Genomic DNA, 14,442 nt, shown 5'->3' with positions numbered 1-14,442 from the left:
CAGCTGATTGACATCAAGCGGGCCGCCGTCGCATCGCGCGCGCCCTTCCTGAAACAGGATGTCACCCTCGCCGCCGACGTCAGCTCCCAGTGGTCGCGGACCCTCAAGGTCGTAACGCGTTATGCCGCGCCTGAAGACGCCAGCGTCTCCGACGAGAGCCCTCTCGCGGAGCGATCATCCGTGGCGAACGTTCAGTGCGGGCTAGATGCGGCGCTTTGTAGCCGAGATTTTTTTGGGACCCGACCATCGGATGACGCGGCGCGCCGCGGGAGAGCCCTTTTCGACCTGGAATTTTTTCGGCGCCACGTCTCGCGGGGGACGCCGCGCCGACTTCGGAGACCTTGATGAGCACCAATTCCACGACCGAGACGGAAGCCACTGAATCCACCGGCGGCGACGGTCCCCTGCTCGATCTCACCGATGCCGGCGTCAAGAAGTTCATCAAGCAGGCCAAGACGCGCGGCTTCGTGACGATGGAGGAACTCAACAAGGTTCTGCCGTCCGAAGAAGTCAGCCCCGACGCCATTGAAGACACGCTGGCCATGCTCAGCGAGATGGGCGTCAACGTCGTCGAGGCCGAAGAAGACGCCGAGACCAACGAAGGCGGCGAAGTGGTCGCCCGCGAGGACAGCCAGGCGGTCATCACGTCGGACAAGCCGTCCGCCTATGACCGCACCGACGACCCCGTGCGGATGTATCTGCGCGAAATGGGCAGCGTCGAGCTGCTGTCGCGCGAAGGCGAAATCGCCATCGCCAAGCGCATCGAAGCCGGTCGCGACACCATGATCCGGGGTCTGTGCGAAAGCGCCCTGACCTTCGAAGCCATCATGGTCTGGCGCGAGGAACTGGGCACGGGCCGCATCCTGCTGCGCGAAGTGATCGACCTGGAAGGCACCTATGCCGCCATCAACGGCGTCGCCGCCCAGCCGGCCTCCGATGAGGAAGCCGAGCCGGCCGAGCCCGTCGACGAAGAGGCCGGCGCGCCCAAGCCGGAAGGCGAAGGCGACGACGAGGATGATTTCGACGACGGCGCCGGCCCGACGGTCAGCGCCATGGAAGGCGAGCTGCGCGACGGCGTGATGGCCATCCTCGACGCCATCGCCGGCGAGTTCGAAACCTTCCGCAAGCTGCAGGACAAGCTGGTGGGCAGCCGCCTGCGCGGCGAAGACCTGACCGACGCCGATCGCAACGCCTATGAAGGCTTGTCGATGACGATCATCCAGCACCTCAAGACGCTGAAGCTGAACAACAACCGCATCGAGGCCCTGGTTGAGCAGCTCTACGCGATCAACAAGCGCCTGATCGGTCTGGAAGGGCGCCTGCTGCGCCTGGCCGACAGCTACGGCATCAGCCGCAGCGAATTCCTGAAGGCCTATTTCGGCTCCGAGCTGAACCCGGCCTGGTCCGACCAGGTCAAGACCATGGGCGTGCGCTGGACCAAGTTCGTCGAGAACGACGCCACCTCGGTCACCGACATCCGCAGCGAGATCGCCGCCCTGGCCACCGAGACCGGCGTGCCGATCGACGACTATCGCCGCATCGTCCAGACCGTGCAGAAGGGCGAGCGCGAAGCCCGCCAGGCCAAGAAGGAAATGGTCGAGGCCAACCTGCGTCTCGTCATCTCGATCGCCAAGAAGTACACCAATCGCGGCCTGCAGTTCCTGGACCTGATCCAGGAAGGCAATATCGGCCTGATGAAGGCCGTCGATAAGTTCGAATATCGTCGCGGCTACAAGTTCTCGACCTACGCCACCTGGTGGATCCGTCAGGCCATCACCCGCTCGATCGCCGACCAGGCGCGGACCATCCGCATCCCGGTGCACATGATCGAGACGATCAACAAGATCGTCCGCACCAGCCGTCAGATGCTGCACGAGATCGGCCGCGAGCCGACCCCCGAGGAGCTGTCGGAAAAGCTGGCCATGCCGCTGGAAAAGGTGCGCAAGGTCCTGAAGATCGCCAAGGAACCCATCTCGCTCGAAACGCCGATCGGCGACGAGGAAGACAGCCACCTGGGCGACTTCATCGAGGACAAGAACGCCATCCTGCCCATCGACGCGGCCATCCAGAGCAACCTGCGGGAAACCACCACCCGCGTGCTGGCCTCGCTGACCCCGCGGGAAGAACGGGTTCTGCGGATGCGTTTCGGCATCGGCATGAACACCGACCACACCCTGGAAGAAGTCGGCCAGCAGTTCAGCGTCACCCGCGAACGCATCCGCCAGATCGAGGCCAAGGCCCTGCGCAAGCTCAAACACCCGTCGCGGTCGCGCAAGCTGCGCAGCTTCCTGGACAGCTAGGGCGCTTCGATCAGAAAGACGGAAAAGGGCGGCTCGTAAGAGCCGCCCTTTTTCTTGAAATCCGGGCTGCTCGTGCCCCGCAAAGGACTTTTGTTGGGCCAGAAGGAGGCTGCTCTAGGGTCTGTGCGATCCCCTCCGCGTCCCTCCAGACAGTCCGTTGCGCCACCTGCCCTTACACGTCACACCACCCCCCAGCGCCACCGACACGGAAAATAACACTGTTCGGTGATTTACGTTCTTCGGAATTTATGCCATTTCATGAGGTGGCATGGGACGTCGACAACCTTGGGCCGATTTTGAACGGACCTAGGCGACCCCAACCTCCAGTACAGTGTTCATCAACCCATCGCTGTTCATCTGACGCGCTGCCGCTCGGCCGCGCCAAATGGGCGGCTGAAAGCCGGGCGCCGGAATGCAGGTCGACGTTCAAGAGGATCTGTACAGCGCCCTCGCTCGCCGGCTCGCGTTGAAAGTCGCCACCACCGTCGTCTCAGGTTTGATCTCCAGAGAGGTCTTCGCCAAAGACTTCATCTGCGCGCGCGAGGCGGCGGTTGAAGACCTCGTCTTTGATTTGGCGTTCTTTGCGCTGGCTCAGTTCGAAGACACATCGGGCCTGGAGATCGAGGGCGTTCGCTATTTCCCTCATTGCCTGTTCGCACCGGCTCACTCAGCCCCCTCCACCTACATCGCTGGAACATCCCGCACGGCGCTGCACGGCGCGTTGGACGATGACCTGCTTGAGAAAGCCTTCGAGACCGCCTGCTCGACCACTTCGAAACCCTAACCCCTCATTCAAATTGAACCCCTCAGCGGAGAAGCATATGCGTCAGTCCAATGGAGACACCAGCCGCACGTGGCCTCAGTCTGATAAAAGTAACGTCGTCGGCGTGGGCAGTTTTCACAAGAGTCTACGCCATAATGACTATGGCGAAGTAATTCAGACCGAATTCACGATGCTCGTGGATGCTACTCAGGGCAAAGCAGCCTTTGCGCACGTTCCTAAAGGGCAAGCCCGCCCCGCATGCGATGGAACAGTAGCGCAGCTGACCAACCCCCAGGGTGGCCTCGCCGCTGACCGCCTGACCCACCCGTCGACCGCCTATGCGATGCTCCCGGCGCCCTCCGTGACGTCGGAGACCACGGCCGCCGAGATGACCGAACTCTATTGGATGGCGTTGTTTCGCGATGTTTCGCTCGACGCCCTGTCCTCTGATCCCAGGGCCAATACAGCCGTCGGCGAACTGAACCAGAGATTTTCGAACGGAATAACGGACACCCAGGACGCAGGACATATCCGGCCGGGATTGGATCTTCCCGGCACATCAGCAGCCTTCGCGCCCTTCACCGCAGACACGCTCTTTCGCCTCGGCCTCCCGGGCGAAGAGCTGGGCCCCATGATCAGCCAGTTCTTCCTGCGCCCGATCGCCTACGGCGTGCAGACCATCGACCAGCGCCTGCGGCCGTACGCAAAGGCGTGTGACTTTCTTACAGATTTCGAAGATTGGCTCGCGGCTCAGAATAGTGGGACAGATCGAAATTGCCGGGCCTACAGCCAATGCAATGAAGAGAACGCCAGCTTTTTCGAGGGAGAGACGCTTCGCTACATTGCCACAATGCGCGACCTGGCCCGCTTCGTGAACAAGGATGCCCTACACCAGGCCTATTTCAATGCCGCCCTGATCCTGCTTTCCGGCAAGGCGGCCTGGACCCCAGGAAACCCCTACGCGACAAATCAGCCCCTCGCTGATCGGGAAGCGGGCTTTGGCGTGCTGGGCGGCCCGCACATCCTGGCGCTGGTCTCCGAAGTCGCCACGCGCGCCCTCAAGGTCGCCTGGAACCAGAAGTGGCAGGTGCATCTACGTCTGCGTCCAGAGGCTTATGGCGGCCTGGTTCACGTCGAGAATGTCGGCGTGGCGGGCAACAAGCGAGCCTACGGCCTTCCACAATGGATTGCCAAGACGAGCGCCGCCAAAGAGCTGATGGCCAACAACAAAAGCTACCTGCTCCCCATGGCCTTCACTGCGGGCAGCCCAACGCACCCCTCCTACGGCGCGGGTCACGCCACAGTCGCCGGCGCCTGCGTCACGATCCTCAAGGCCTATTTCGATATGGGCCCAATCGATAAGCCTATACTTTTCAAAACCCTAAAGGAACGCTCAACGCCTTACGATCCGCCCAATCCGATCAAAGCCTACGATCCAAAGTTAGGCGCCCTCGACGGGCGCGCAGATCTCGCCCCGGGCGTCGCCGACACGCTGACCATCGAAGGTGAACTGAACAAGCTGGCCCAGAACGTCGCCATGGGTCGCTCCATGGGCGGGGTTCACTGGCGCACGGACAATACCCGAAGCCTGATCCTGGGCGAGGCTCTGGCGGCCGAGATCCTCGCCGAGATCTCAACGGACTCGGCCGAGAAGCCCGTATTCACCTTCCGCACGTTCGCGCGTGGCGCGGATGGGTTGCCCAGGACCGTCGTGATCGACGGCGGCCGGATCACGGTCGACGGCGCGCCCATGGTAACGGCGCTTGAGTAGGACAGCGTTGAGCTTGCCCTCACCCCATCCAGCGTCGTCCCGAGAGCTGAACAGCCGTCGGTTGGGTCAATGCGCCCGGCCCGTTGAAGTTCTGTTGTCCTCGCTGCAGGCGCCGGTCGGGTGACTGCGAAAAACGGAGAACGACGCCCTGCTCTCAAGGCGGGGCGTCCGCATCCCCATGGCTTGGCCGCGTGGCTCACCCCGCCGCCGCGCGCAGCCCGTCGCACGAAGCCCCAAAGGCTCCGGAACGCCTCCCGGGCGTCGCCGTTGTTGTGGTCCAACGCACGTCCAACATCGCAACAGGAGACCCCCTCATGGCCACCGCCGCCCCCAAGCTCGACGCCGTCGCTCTTCTGAAGGCCGATCACCGCAAGGTCGAAGACCTGTTCGCCAAGTTTGAAGCCGCCAAGGGCGACGGGCGCAAGAAGAGCCTGGCCGAGCAGATCTGCATGGAACTGACCGTCCACGCCAGGATCGAGGAAGACATCTTCTACCCGGCCTGCGAGGGCAAGGTTGAGGAAGACCTGCTGAAGGAAGGCTATGTCGAGCACGACGCCTCCAAGGTGCTGATCGCCGAGATCGAGGCCGGCGGCCCCGACGACGAATTCTACGACACCAAGGTCAAGGTGCTGTCGGAGATGATCGAGCACCATGTCGGCGAAGAGGAAAAGCGCGTCGAAGGCCTGTTCAGCCAGGCCCGCAAGGCCGGCCTGGACATGGACGCCCTGGGCGAACAGATGGCCGCCGAGAAGACCCAGCTCATCGCCGCCTACAAGGCCGGCGGCCTGCCGGTCCCCGAGACCCCGACGTTCGACGGCACCCGCCTCGCCAGCCACTGATCCATCCCGACAGACGGGGACCCGCCTGGCGGGTCCCCGTCTGTCGGCCGATCGCCCTACAGCGTCGCCATGTCGATCACGAAACGGTAGCGCACGTCGCTCCTGGCCATGCGCTCATAGGCCTCGTTGATCTGGTTGATCGCGATGGTCTCGATGTCGGCGACGATGCCGTGCTGGCCGCAGAAGTCGAGCATCTCCTGGGTTTCCTTGATCGAGCCGATCATCGAGCCGGCCAGGGTGCGGCGGCCGGGGATCAGGGCGAAGGCGTTCAGCGGCACCGGCTCTTCGGGCGCGCCGACCAGCACCATGGTCCCGTCGATCTTCAGCAGGTTGAGATAGGCGCCCCAGTCGATCCCGGCCGAAACCGTGCAGATGATCAGGTCGAAGGTTCCCGCCAGGGTCTCGAAGGTCTTGGCGTCGCTGGTGGCGTAATAGTGGTCGGCGCCCATCTTCAGGCCGTCGGCCTGCTTGGACAGGGTCTGGCTCAGCACGGTCACTTCGGCGCCCATGGCGTGGGCGATCTTGACGCCCATATGGCCCAGGCCGCCCAGGCCCAGGATCGCCACCGACTTGCCGGGACCGGCGTTCCAGTGGCGCAGCGGCGAATAGAGGGTGACGCCCGCGCACAGCAGCGGGGCGGCGGCGTCCAGGGCCAGGGTGTCGGGGATCGACAGCACATAGCCTTCCTTGACCACCATGTGATCCGAATAGCCGCCGTAGGTGGGCAGGTCGCTGCCGGGCTGTGGGCTGGAATAGGTCTGGACCAGGCCCGGCAGGTACTGCTCGCGGTCGAGATCCCGCGTGGCGCAGCCGATGCAGCTGTCGACGAAACAGCCGACCCCGACCCGGTCGCCTTCCTTGAAGCGGCTGACCTTGGAGCCCACGGCGGTGACCACGCCGGTGATCTCGTGGCCCGGCACGATGGGATAGACGCTCATGCCCCAGCCGTTGTCGACCATGTGGATGTCGGAGTGGCAGACGCCGCAGTGCTTGATGGCGATGACGACATCGTCGTCGTTCGGGTCGCGACGATCGAACGTGAAGGGCGCGAGCGGCGCGCCGGCGGCGGGCGCCGCGTAGCCTTTGGCAGTGGCCATGGGAAATCCTTGGATGTGGGGGACGATCGGGGAGGATCGGACGGCCCGACCCATGCCACGCACCCGGCGGCCAGCGTTAGGCCGATCCTGCAAGTGTCCTGCACGATCCTGCAAAGCGCCGCCAAAACGATTTCCCCGTCTGGCGCGCGGGCGTAGAACCCTCCTGTCGCGAAAGCCCGGAAAACCCAGCCCTTGAGCCCCTCCATCTCCCGCCCCCATGACGAGACCTATGGCGAGCTCGCCCGGATCGTCGCCCGTTACGCCACGGAGGATCGCGAGGTCGCCACGACGGTCGAGGGCCTGTTCTTCACACGCCGCACCGCCCCGACCCAGCCGCTGTATGTGGCCCAATGGCCGTGTTTCGCCCTGGTGGTGCAGGGCCGCAAGAGCATCACCCTGGGCGATACGGTGCTGCAATACGGCGTCGGCGACTGCCTGCTGGTGGCGCTGGACCTGCCGGTCACCTCACGAGTGATCGAAGCCAGCCCCGCCGAGCCGCACCTGTGCGTCGGCATGGCGATCAATCCTGGCCGGCTGGGCGAACTGATCAGCCGCGCGCCGCCCCCCACGCCGATCCCCGCCCTGTCCCAGTGCCATCGGGGCGTGGCGGTCCACGCCGCTTCGGCGGAGCTGCTGGACGCGGTGCTGCGGCTGCTGCGCCTGCTGGACCAGCCCGCCGACCTGGCGGCCATGGGGCCCCTGATCGAGCAGGAGATCCTCTGGCGCTTGCTGAATGGCCCCGACGGCGCGCGCCTGATGCGCATCGCCACGGCCGAGGGCCACAGCCACAAGATCACCCGCGCCGCCGCCTGGCTGCGCGAACACTTCGCCCAGCCCCTGCGCATCGAGACCCTGGCCGAGCTGGCGGGGATGAGCGAATCCTCCCTGCACCACCACTTCAAGGCCGTCACCAACATGACGCCGATGCAGTATCAGAAGCAGCTGCGGCTCTATGAAGCGCGCCGCCTGATGCTGGCCGAAGGTCTGGATGTGGGGGCGGCCGGATATAGCGTCGGCTATCAGAGCCCGTCGCAGTTCAGCCGCGAATATCGCCGCTTCTACGGCCTGCCGCCGGCCCGCGACATCGAGGCCCTGCGCGCGCCCCTGGCGGCGGAATAGGGCTGGGCCCTCGATCAATCCAAATCAGTCCGCTCCCCGGCGCGGTTTCGGGGGGAAGCGCCCCGGGAAGCGGAAAGCCAAACGCTGGCCGCATGTGGGGTGCGACCGGCATCCGGGATACGGCGCGCTAGACCTTCAGGTCCAGCAGGGCGCCGGTCATCTTGTCGGCGACCTTGATCACGGCGACATTGGCTTGGAGTTCGGTCTTGGCGGTGATTTGTTCCACCGCTTCCTTGGCAAGATCGGTGTCGTTTTCACGAGCCTGCCAGGTGGCGACGCGCTTGGCGCTTTGGTCGAGGCGATCTGCGGCGGCAATCATACCGGCGCCGGCGATGGCGAGAGCCTGCATGGCGAGGGTTCCTTCGGTTCGAACCCCGTTCTCTCACCCCGCGGTTAAGGGCTCGCGTAAAAAAAGGGTTAAACGCCGTCAGCCATGTCAGGCGCGAAAACGCGGCGTCGACGCCCACACTCAATGGGGCGATGAGCTACCCTTCTTCCGTCTTCCCTTCGCCGGGAAGACGGAGAGTGGATGGCTGATCGCGCAATTGAACATGATCTCCAGACCGCAACATTACAAAACGTTCAGGTTTGCCGAACTCGACATTCCGGCCCGCGCTGGCCAAGGTTCGCCCCTTTCGCGGGCCGGGCCCGCCGTGGAGTCTTGCCTGCCATGTTCCTTTCGCGCCGCGCAGCCCTTTTGGGCGCCGCCATGCTGATGGTCGCCCAACCCGCCTTCGCCGCCCCCAAGGCCAAGCCCCCTGCGGCCAGCTTCACGCCGTCGCCGGCCGCGATCCGCGCTCACATGACCTTTCTGGCGGACGACCTGATGGAGGGCCGCGAGGCCGGCACGCGCGGCTTCGACATCGCCGCCAACTATGTGGCCGCCCAATATGCCCTGCTGGGCGTCAAGCCGGCCGGCGACAACGGCGCCTATGAGCAGCATGTGCCGCTGCTGGCCTACAGGAACGCCTCTGAAGGCGCCTTCGGCGTCACCGGCCCCGACGGCAAGACCACGGCCCTGACGTTTGGCGAGGACTATCTGCCCTCGGCCCAGGCCCAGGCGGCCGATCTGGCCCTGACCGCGCCGCTGATCTTTGTCGGCTACGGCCTGGTCGCCCCCGAGAAGGGCCGCGACGACTATGCCGGCCTGGATGTGACCGGCAAGATCGTGGTGATGCTGAACGGCGCCCCCAGCGGTTTGCAAACGGAAGAGCGGGCTCACTTCGGCAACGCCGCCGTCAAACGCGAAGAGGCCGCCCGGCGCGGCGCGGTCGGCGTCATCAGCCTGTCCACCTCCAGCGGCGAGAAGCGCCGTCCGTTCGCGCGCGGCCTGAACGGCTATCGCGACTGGCGGATGACCTGGCGCGAAGCCAGCGGCGTCGGCCACGTGCGCGGCGTCTCGGCCCCCAGCCTGTTGTCGATCAGCCCGGCCGGGGCGGCCAAGCTGTTCGCCGGCGCGCCTGTCGCCCTGGACGCGGTGATGGCGGCGGCCGAAACCCCCGAGGGCGCGGTGAAGGGCTTTGACCTGCCGTTCAAGGCGTCGGTGGCGCTGAAGAGCGAGATCGAAACCCGCGAGAGCCGCAACGTGGTCGGGATGATCGAGGGCAGCGACCCCAGGCTGAAGGCCCAGACCATCATCCTCAGCGCCCACCTGGACCATATCGGCATCAGCACCCACGCCAAGGACGGCGCCGACACGATCAACAACGGCGCGCTGGACAACGCCTCGGGCGTCGCCACCCTTCTGGAAGTCGCCCGCGGCTTCAAGGAGGCCAAGACCCCGCCCAAGCGCAGCATCGTGCTGCTGGCCCTGACCGGCGAGGAGAAGGGCCTGGTCGGCTCGGACTATTTCGCCAGCAACCCCACCGTGCCGCGGGCCGACATGGCCGCCGACGTCAACCTGGACATGCCGGTGCTGCTGTATCCGTTCACCGACGTGGTGGCGTTCGGGGCCGACCGCTCGACCCTGGGGGCCGCCGTGGCCCGCGCCGCCGGCCGCGTCGGCGTGGCCCTGTCGCCCGACCCGATGCCCGAGGAGGGCCTGTTCACCCGCAGCGACCACTATCGCTTCGTCGAGCAGGGCGTACCGTCGGTGTTCCTGATGACCGGCTTCCAGAACGGCGGCGAAAAGGCCTTCAAGGACTTCCTGGCCACCCACTATCACAAGCCCGGCGACGACCTGGCCCAGCCGATCGACTATGACGCCGCCGCCAAATTCGCCTTGGTCAATTACGAGATCGCCCGCGAACTGGCTGACGCCCCGGCCCGCCCGGTGTGGAAGGCCGGCGACTTCTTCGGCGGCCGGTTCGCGCCGGCGGGACATCCGTCGGCGGCGAAGTAGGGGCGACGACCTAAGGGAAGGCCTATCGCCTCCGGAATAAGAGCAAAAATTCCCGCCTTCCTGGGCCTTGTGCCCAGGACCCATGCCGCCGCCCGCGCCGATTGAGGGCGGCGCTCTGGGCCTTTCAGCGGCGAGAAGGGCCAACAGCAAAGCCTGCCTCAAACATGGGTCCTGGGCACAAGGCCCAGGAAGGCGAGGATTGCAGGTTTCTACAAGCTTGTGCCCGGCCCCTCCGGGCAAGTGGCCCGGCGCCTGCAAAAGCGATTGACCCGGAGGGCGGCGGAAGGGATTCTGCCGCCTTCCCAGTTTCCGAGGCTTACCCCGTTGTCCGCCCGCACCAGCGTCTATCTGAAGGTCGGCGTGATCACGCCGGTGATCATGGTGGCCGACGTGTGGCTGGCCCAGAGGCTGTTTCCCGGCTTCGATCCCGGCGCCCAGTTCATCAGCGAGCTGGGCGGCCCCGCCTCGCCCAATCCGCTGGTGTTCAATCTGGGCATGATCCTGGCCGGGGCGGCGGGCCTGCTGGCCGGGGCCGGCTTCACCCATGCGCTGGAGCATGCCGGCGGGCGGCGCACGGTCTCGGCCTTCGCCGGCCTGTGGGTGGCCCTGACCGGACTGGGCGCGATCTTCGCCGGCCTGTTCCACTGGCCCGACGAGATGCACCGGGCCTGCGGGGTGGGCCTGGCCATCCAGTTCGCGCCGCTGTTCACCGCCTGGGCCCTGTGGGGCGTTCCCGGCCATCGGCGGCTGGCCCAGTTCTCGCTGGGCTGGTTCCTGGGCCTGCTGCTGGTGCTGGCCCTGCTGACCGGGGTGTGGAACGTGCGCACGGGCTATGACGTCGGCTACTGGCAGCGCGGCCACGCCTTCCTGGGCCTGCTGTGGCTGGCCATCGCCGCCTGGACCCTGGAACGCGGCTGGCGGTCCCGGGCGGCGGACGCCATCGAGGCGGTGTCAGCTTAAAGGGCGCGCGCGGCGACGGCTGTCCGCTCCCTGTCCCGCATTGAGGTTTCCTCACCGGATAGGGCCTTCAAACCTTGCCCCCTCGCGACGAAGGCCTAAGACCCTTCAGGGACGGCCAAGGCGCGGATTCGGCGTCGCGACGAGGGATACGACCCAAAGCATGACCCCTTTCGACAAGATCCGCACCGCCCTCTCCCAGCCCCGCCCCTGGCGCGACGTGCGGGTGGCGGCGGCCGCGGCGCTTGTCCTGACGGTCGGGGCCGGGGCGCTGGGGGTCGTGGCCTGGCGGGGATCACACGCGTCCAAACCCCCTCAGGAGACGGCCGCGGCGCCGGCCGCCCCTGTCACGCCGCCGCCCGTCAAGCCGCCGCTGACCCCCGAGGCGTGGCGCGGCGACATCAACTACCGCGCCCTGGACGCCCGCCTGCAGACGATGATGACCGACAAGGCCATGCAGGGCCTGGCCGTGGCCGTGGTCGAGAACGGCCGGCTGTCGTTCGTGCGCGGCTATGGCTCGACATCGCCCGAGGGCGGCGAGCGGATCGGGGCCGATACGGTGTTTCGCTGGGCCTCGCTGTCCAAGACCGTGGCCTCGACCCTGAGCGTCGTGCTGGCCGAGCACGGGGTGCTGTCGCTGACCGATCCGCTGGGCAAGTTCCACACCAGCCTGCGCCTGCCCAATGACGCCCAGGAGACCCTGACGGTCGAGGAGTTGCTGTCGCAGCGCACCGGCCTGCCCAAGAACGCCTATGACGGCTGGCTGGAGGGCGGCCGTGATCCGAAACTGATCCGGCAGAGCCTGGGGACCGTGCCGCTGATGTGCCCGCCCGGCGTCTGCCACAGCTATCAGAACATCGCCTATGACACGATCCGCGAGGTGGTGGAGACCGCCACCCACCAGTCCTACGCCGCCGAGGCGCAGGCGCGGCTGTTCCAGCCGCTGGGCATGCGCCACACGACCATCGGCATGGAAGGCCTGAAGGCCGCCAAGTCCTGGGCCAAGCCCACCCGCAACGGCCGCACGACCCCGCTGGTCGAGGCCTATTACCTTGTGCCCGCCGCCGCCGGGGTCAATTCCAGCATCGTGGATCTGGCGGCGTGGATGCAGGCCCAGATGGGACTGGCCGGGGCCGTCCTGCCGGACGCGGCCGTGGCCGAGATCCAGCGGCCGCGGGTCAATACCGGACGCGCCTACGGCAATTCGGCGTTCGGGCGGGCGCTGCTGAAGCCCGCCTATGGCCTGGCCATGCGCAGCTTCACCTATAAGGGCCACCGGCTGGTGGGCCACAGCGGAGCGGTGAACGGCTATCGCTCGACCATGATGTTCGACCCGGTCACCAAGACCGGGATCGTGATGCTGTGGAACAGCGAAGCGGGCCTGCCCTTCCGCTTCCAGGCCGAGTTCTTCGACCGCGCCTATGGCTTGCCGGTCGAGGACTGGCTGCGGCTGGATCAGGACGACTAGGACAAGCGCCTACTCGGCCGCCTCCATCGGCGTGGGGTCGCCGTCGTGCGAGATCAGCACGGCCAGCCAGCGCAGGTCGTCGTACTGGGCCAGGGCGTACATCAGGGCCAGGGTCAGGGGGATGGCCAGGAAGGCGCCCGGCACGCCCCACAGCACCGTCCATAGGCCCACCGCGATCAGGCTGGCGGCCGGGTCGATATTCTGGCTGTCGGCCTGCATCTTGGGCAGCACCAGATTGCCGACGACGGTCGAGACAATCTGGATGCCGACAAAGACGGTGATCGCCGGGGTCAGGCCGGGAAACTGCAGCAAGGCAAACAGGGTCGGCCCGACGCTGCCGATGATCACGCCCAGCACCGGAAAATAGGCGAACAGGAAGATCACCAGGCTCCAGAACAGGGCGTTGTCCAGGCCGACGGCGAACATCACCACGCCCGAGCCCACGGCGATCATCAGGCCCGTGGCCGTCTGGACCGACATGTAGCGCTCGACGCCCGTGAAGCTGCGCTCCAGAACCGAGGCTAGGCCCCGACCGCCGCGGGCGGCGATGATCAGCTCCACGCGCTTCTCGATCATGTGCCGCGAAAGCAGCAGGAAGAACAGGAACAGCAGGGTCAGGCCCAGCCCCGCCGTGGCCCCCTGCACGCTGGTCAGCAGGCGGTCGGCGAACGGGCCGAGCTCGACGGTCTGGGCCAGGGAGTCCAGGCTGAGGGCTCCGCCGCGCGGCAGGTGGATCATCCCCAGCAACTGATCGATCCGGGCCAGCAGGGCCGGCATCTCGCCGACGATCCGCGAGGCGCCCTCGATCACCACCGCGATGCTGGCGACCAGGATCCCGCCCACGATCACGGCCGTGATGGCGAACACCATCCAGCGGCGCGCCCTGGGCAACAGCTTGACGATGCGGTCGCTCAGCGAGGTGATCAGAATGCCCAGCACCATGGCCAGGGCGAAGGGCCACAGGACACCCCGGAACACATACAGCAGGGCCGCCCCCACCGCGAAGTTCACGAGGAACGACGTACCCGTCTTGCTCAAGATCACTCCATGCATCAGAGGCGACCAGGGCCGCCAAGGCCGCCGGTCTTAAGGGCTCAGCCAGCCCATAGCATGCCGTTACGTCAAGGCTAGCGCCAGGCGTAGTTGAAGCTGACGCTGATCCGCTGCTCGTCGGCCTGGTTTGGCGTCACCTCATGGCGCAACCAGCTTTCCCACAGCAGGATCGTCCCCGCCTGCGGCTGCACATAGACGAACGGCTGCAGGGTCTCGGGCGCGTCGGCCTGGCGGGTGGGCGCGGCCATCATCATCGGCAGGCGCGGATCCTCGAACTTCAGGGCCGAGGCGCCGGCCGGAATGGTCACGTACACCGTGCCCGAGATCACGCTGTGGGGGTGGATATGGCCGCTGTGCTGGCCGCCCGGATCGAGGATATTGATCCAGAAACTGTCCATTACCAGCTTGCCGCCAGCCAGGTCGAAACACAGATCCTTGGCGAAGGCCGCCGCATGCTTGTCGAGCTTGCGCTTGAGATCGGCGAACAGGCTGTCGCGCTGGGGCAGGTCGTCCAGCGAGGCGTAGGAGGTGTAGCCGCCATAGCCCTTCTGTTCCGCCCAGGCCTGACCGGCCTCGTCCTCCTCGGCCACGGCGATACAGGCGTCGTGCAGATCGTCGATGAAGGTCTCGAAGCCCTTCTCGCCGGCGAGACTGGCTTGATACAGCGGGGTGACGAAGAGCGGGCGCGTGGTCATGGCGCGCGTCATAGCGCCCGAGCGCGTTGACGACAAACC

At 66.2% G+C, this 14,442-nt stretch carries 12 protein-coding genes; 8 read left to right on the top strand and 4 right to left on the bottom strand.

Annotated features, from left to right (window positions below; genetic code table 11):
• Positions 1 to 344 precede the first annotated feature (344 nt).
• From rpoD to ACW18B_RS07350, 4 genes are all read left to right on the top strand, one after another.
• Complete coding sequence (gene rpoD, locus ACW18B_RS07365; RefSeq protein ID WP_492050796.1) at positions 345 to 2,300, top strand: RNA polymerase sigma factor RpoD; 1,956 nt, start codon at positions 345 to 347, stop codon at positions 2,298 to 2,300.
• 412 nt (positions 2,301 to 2,712) lie between these two features.
• The gene (locus ACW18B_RS07360) at positions 2,713 to 3,084 is read left to right on the top strand and encodes a hypothetical protein (RefSeq protein ID WP_492050794.1); all 372 of its coding nucleotides are present in this window, start codon (positions 2,713 to 2,715) and stop codon (positions 3,082 to 3,084) included.
• 37 nt (positions 3,085 to 3,121) lie between these two features.
• Entirely contained in the window at positions 3,122 to 4,834 is a 1,713-nt protein-coding gene (locus tag ACW18B_RS07355; protein ID WP_492050792.1) for a vanadium-dependent haloperoxidase, read from the top strand.
• Between the two features lie 314 nt (positions 4,835 to 5,148).
• Entirely contained in the window at positions 5,149 to 5,673 is a 525-nt protein-coding gene (locus ACW18B_RS07350) for a hemerythrin domain-containing protein (RefSeq protein WP_492050790.1), read from the top strand.
• A 56-nt stretch (positions 5,674 to 5,729) separates the two neighbouring features.
• Here ACW18B_RS07350 and ACW18B_RS07345 read toward each other — a convergent pair whose 3' ends face one another.
• Positions 5,730 to 6,770 carry an NAD(P)-dependent alcohol dehydrogenase gene (locus ACW18B_RS07345; protein WP_492050789.1) on the bottom strand — a complete coding sequence of 347 codons (1,041 nt, stop codon included), beginning with the start codon at positions 6,768 to 6,770 and terminating at the stop codon, positions 5,730 to 5,732.
• A 192-nt stretch (positions 6,771 to 6,962) separates the two neighbouring features.
• Here ACW18B_RS07345 and ACW18B_RS07340 point away from each other — a divergent pair, with 192 nt between their 5' ends.
• Complete coding sequence (locus ACW18B_RS07340) at positions 6,963 to 7,889, top strand: AraC family transcriptional regulator (protein WP_492050787.1); 927 nt, start codon at positions 6,963 to 6,965, stop codon at positions 7,887 to 7,889.
• Positions 7,890 to 8,016: 127 nt separating this feature from the next.
• On the opposite strand, the gene ACW18B_RS07335 is transcribed toward ACW18B_RS07340, so the two are convergent.
• Entirely contained in the window at positions 8,017 to 8,238 is a 222-nt protein-coding gene (locus ACW18B_RS07335) for a flagellar hook protein FlgE (RefSeq protein ID WP_492050786.1), read from the bottom strand.
• Between the two features lie 321 nt (positions 8,239 to 8,559).
• Between ACW18B_RS07335 and ACW18B_RS07330 the strand changes: the two genes are divergently transcribed.
• The 3 genes from ACW18B_RS07330 to ACW18B_RS07320 all read left to right on the top strand — a co-directional run bounded on the left by ACW18B_RS07330 (position 8,560) and on the right by ACW18B_RS07320 (position 12,655).
• On the top strand, positions 8,560 to 10,230 hold the full coding sequence (locus ACW18B_RS07330; RefSeq protein WP_492050784.1) for a M20/M25/M40 family metallo-hydrolase: 1,671 nt from the start codon (positions 8,560 to 8,562) through the stop codon (positions 10,228 to 10,230).
• Positions 10,231 to 10,494: 264 nt separating this feature from the next.
• Positions 10,495 to 11,190 carry a DUF998 domain-containing protein gene (locus tag ACW18B_RS07325; RefSeq protein ID WP_492050782.1) on the top strand — a complete coding sequence of 232 codons (696 nt, stop codon included), beginning with the start codon at positions 10,495 to 10,497 and terminating at the stop codon, positions 11,188 to 11,190.
• A 160-nt stretch (positions 11,191 to 11,350) separates the two neighbouring features.
• Positions 11,351 to 12,655 carry a serine hydrolase domain-containing protein gene (locus ACW18B_RS07320; RefSeq protein WP_492050781.1) on the top strand — a complete coding sequence of 435 codons (1,305 nt, stop codon included), beginning with the start codon at positions 11,351 to 11,353 and terminating at the stop codon, positions 12,653 to 12,655.
• A gap of 9 nt (positions 12,656 to 12,664) precedes the next feature.
• Here the strand turns inward: ACW18B_RS07320 and ACW18B_RS07315 are convergent, their stop codons facing one another.
• Both ACW18B_RS07315 and ACW18B_RS07310 read right to left on the bottom strand, forming a co-directional pair.
• Positions 12,665 to 13,693, bottom strand: coding sequence for an AI-2E family transporter (locus ACW18B_RS07315; protein WP_492050780.1), 1,029 nt, complete (start codon positions 13,691 to 13,693; stop codon positions 12,665 to 12,667).
• A gap of 89 nt (positions 13,694 to 13,782) precedes the next feature.
• Positions 13,783 to 14,403: a TIGR02466 family protein gene (locus tag ACW18B_RS07310; RefSeq protein WP_492050778.1), complete on the bottom strand. Its 621-nt coding sequence runs from the start codon at positions 14,401 to 14,403 to the stop codon at positions 13,783 to 13,785.
• Positions 14,404 to 14,442: the final 39 nt, after the last annotated feature.

Source organism: Caulobacter sp. FV2ps19, assembly GCF_058681035.1.
The sequence above is the reverse complement of the archived record's forward strand: the minus strand, read 5'-3'. Positions and strand labels throughout refer to the sequence as shown.